1 protein-coding gene is annotated in these 3918 nt (G+C 73.2%); it reads right to left on the bottom strand.

The window, feature by feature from the left end:
* A partial coding sequence (locus tag ACIRU3_RS47425; protein ID WP_404070629.1) for a type I polyketide synthase occupies nucleotides 1-3918 on the bottom strand: 3918 nt, incomplete at both ends.

Raw genomic sequence — 3918 nt, 5'->3', positions numbered from 1 at the left:
GCCAACACCGAGCACAACCGCTCCCGCGCCCGCGGATCAAACACCTCAGGAAGATCGACCAGACCACCCCAACGATCCGGATGCTCCAACGCCGCCACCCGACCAAACCCCCAAGCCTGCGCCTGGACTGTGCCGTTCGGGCGCTCGGTGCGACCGGTGGCCATGGCGCCCCGGGTCGCGCACCACAGCGGTGCGTCGATGCCCGCGTCGCCCAGCGCCTGGAGCAGTGCCGAGGTTCCGGCGAGTCCGGCGGCCACGTCCGCGTACGCGGGGTGATCCGCCTCGTCCAGTGCCAACAGGGACAGGATTCCGGCGAGCCGGGTGCCGTCGGCGACGGTCTCCGTGATCGCCTGGGCCAGCGTTTGCCTGTCGGCATCCGCGTCCGCGACGAGGCGGAGGGTGCGGGCCCCGTGGTCGGCCGGGGCCTGGGCGGCGGCGGCCACCCAGGGGTCCGCGGTCAGCCGGGCCGGCACGACCACCAGCCAGGTCCCGGAGAGCACCGGGCTCGGGGTCCGGTCGAGCGGCTTCCAGGTGACGTCGTACCGCCAGCCGTCCAGCCTGCTCCGCTCCTGGCTCTGCCGGCGCCAGGTGGACAGGGCGGGCAGCACCGCGCTGAAGGGCTGGTCGGCGGAGACGCCGAGCGTGGTGGCGAGGGAGCCGAGGTCCTCGCCCTCGACCGCTGCCCAGAAGCGTGCTTCGGTCTCGTCGGTGCCGCGCGCGGCGAGAGCCGCGCCGGTGTCCGGGTGGACGCTCGTCGCGGTCTCCAGCCAGAAGCGCTGCCGCTGGAAGGCGTACGTCGGCAGTTCGACGCGCGAGGCGCCGGTGCCCGCGAAGGCGCGCGCCCAGTCGACCGTGACGCCGTGCGTCCACGCCTCGGCGACGGAGGCGAGGAAGCGGTCCAGGCCGCCTTCGTCGCGTCGCAGCGATCCCACCACGGCGGACTGCCGCGCGCCACGCGCCTCGGCCGTCTCCTGTACGCCGACCGCCAGCACAGGGTGTGCGGAGACCTCGACGAAGACGGCGTCGCCGGCCTCCAGCAGGGCGCCGACGGTCTCCTCGAACCGTACGGTCTGCCGCAGGTTCCGGTACCAGTACGCCGCGTCCAGTCCGGAGGTGTCCAGCACCTGCGCGGTGACGGTCGAGTGGAACGGCACCGTCGACGGCCGGGGGCTGATGTCGGACAGGACCTCGGCCAGGCGCTCCTCGATCCTCTCGACCTGCGCGGAGTGCGACGCGTAGTCCACGGCGATCCGCCGGGCCCGTACGCCGTCCGCCTCACACGCCGTCAGCAGTTCGTCGAGGGCCTGGACCTCACCGGCCACCACCACCGAGGTGGGGCCGTTGACGGTGGCAACCGACAGCCGCCCGTCCCAGGCGGCGATCCGCGCCTCGGCCTCGTCCGCGGTCAGGGAGACCGACACCATGCCGCCGAGTCCGGCCAGCTCCGCGGCGATGGCCTGGCTGCGCAGCGCCACCACGCCGGCGGCGTCACGCAGGGACAACGCTCCGACGACGCAGGCGGCGGCGATCTCGCCCTGCGAGTGCCCCACCACGCCGGCGGGCTCCACACCGTACGAGCGCCACAGCGCCGCAAGCGACACCATCACGGCGAACAGCACGGGCTGAACGACGTCGACGCGTTCCAGCGACGGCGCACCGGGCGCCTGGCGCAGCACGTCCTCCAGGTCCCAGTCGACGAATTCGGCGAGCGCCGCACCGCATTCGCGCAGCCGGTCGGCGAAGGCCGGCGCGGAGTCCAGCAGGTCCACGGCCATGCCGGCCCACTGCGATCCCTGACCGGGGAAGACGAAGATGACGCGGGCGGTCCCGGCGGCGCCTTCGGCGGGACCGGTGATGACGCCCGGCGCGTCCTCGCCACGTGCCAGCGCGGCGAGTCCGGTGGTGAGCCCGTCCCGGTCGGTGCCGATGACGACGGCGCGGTTGTCGAACCGTGCCCGGCCGGACGCCAGGGACCAGCCCACGTCCAGCGGGGACGGCCCGGCTTCGCCTTCGATGCCGTTGAGCAGCCGGGCGGCCTGGGCGCGCAGCGCGTCCGTGCCGCGGCCGGAGAGCACCCACGGTACGACGGCGGAGGGCTGGGCGGATGCTGCGGCCGGGCCCGGCCCGGCCGGGGCTTCTGCGGCGGGAAGTTCGGGGCCCGCTTCGAGGATGAGATGGGCATTGGTGCCGCTGATGCCGAAGGAGGACACACCAGCGCGGCGGGGCCGGTCCTCGGTCTGGGGCCAGGCCCGCTGCTCGGTCAGCAGCTCCACCGCACCGGCCGACCAGTCCACCTCGTGTGTCGGCTGATTCACGTGCAGCGTGCGCGGCAGCACGCCGTGACGCAACGCCTGCACCATCTTGATCACACCGGCCACGCCGGCGGCGGCCTGTGCGTGGCCGATGTTGGACTTCAGCGAGCCGAGCCACAGCGGCCGGTCCTCCGGCCGCCCCTGCCCGTACGTGGCCAGCAGCGCCTGCGCCTCGATCGGGTCACCCAGCGCCGTACCCGTTCCGTGGGCCTCGACCGCGTCGACGTCCGCCGGGGTCAGCCGGGCGTTCGCGAGCGCCTGGCGGATGACGCGCTGCTGGGACGGCCCGTTCGGCGCGGTGAGGCCGTTGCTCGCGCCGTCCTGGTTGACCGCGGAGCCCCGGATCACGGCCAGCACCGGGTGGCCGTTTCGACGCGCGTCCGACAACCGCTCCAGCAGCAGCATGCCCGCGCCTTCGGCCCACGAGGTGCCGTCCGCCGCGTCCGAGAACGCCTTGGAGCGCCCGTCCGCGGCAAGCCCGCGCTGACGGCTGAACTCCACGAACATGCCGGGCGTGGGCATCACGGTCACACCGCCCGCAAGCGCCAGCGAGCATTCGCCGCTGTGCAGCGCCTGCACCGCCTGGTGCAGGGCCACCAGCGACGACGAGCACGCGGTGTCGACCGTGACCGCCGGGCCCTCCAGACCGAGGAAGTACGCCAGTCGGCCCGAAATGACACTGGTGGACTTGCCGGTGAGGAGATAGCCGTCCAGGCCGTCGGTCGCCTCGTGCAGCAAGGCCCCGTAGTCCTGGGACATCGCCCCGGCGAAGACACCCGCCTGGCTTCCCCGCACCGTGGACGGGTCGATGCCCGCGCGCTCGAACGCCTCCCACGAGGTCTCCAGCAGCAGCCGCTGCTGCGGGTCCATGGCCAGCGCCTCACGCGGCGAGATCCCGAAGAACGCCGGGTCGAAGTCCGCGGCATCGTAGAGGAAGCCACCCTCCCGCACGTACGAGGTACCCGAGCGCTCCGGGTCCTCGTCGTAGAGAGCGTCCAGGTCCCAGCCACGGTCGGTCGGGAATGCGGAGACGGCGTCGCCGCCGGAGGCGACGAGGTCCCACAACTGCTCGGGCGTGGTCACACCGCCGGGCAGACGGCACCCCATCCCCACGATCGCGATCGGCTCGTCGCTGCCCGCGGCAGCAACCGGCACCGGCAGCGGAGCCGTGGCGCCCCGCTCGTCACCGACCAGCTCGCCTTCCAGATGGCCGGCCAGGGCAGTGGGAGTCGGGTAGTCGAACAGCAGGGAGGACGGCAGCCGCAGTCCCGTCGCGCTGTTCAGCCGGTTCCGCAGTTCCACCGCGGTGAGCGAGTCGAAGCCCAGGTCCTTGAAGGTCCGCGCCACGTCGACGACGTCCGCCGACGCGTACTCGAGGACGATCGCGACCTGGACGCGTACCAGATCCAGTAGCGCCCGGCGCCGCTCGTCGTCGCCGACGGCAGCGAGCTGCTCGTCCAGAGGCAGTGAGGCGGTGGGGGTCGGCGCCTCGAGCGTACGAGGCGTCTCACCCAGCCAGTAGCGCTGACGCTGGAAAGCGTAGGTCGGCAGGTCGACCTGCTCAGCGCCCGTGCCCTCGAAGACACGCGTCCAGTCCACACCGGCC

The sequence above is a fragment of the Streptomyces sp. NPDC101151 genome, from assembly GCF_044768335.1.
Taxonomy (GTDB): Bacteria; Actinomycetota; Actinomycetes; order Streptomycetales; family Streptomycetaceae; genus Streptomyces.
Note: the sequence above shows the minus strand (reverse complement) of the source record. Positions and strands in the feature narration are given on the sequence as shown.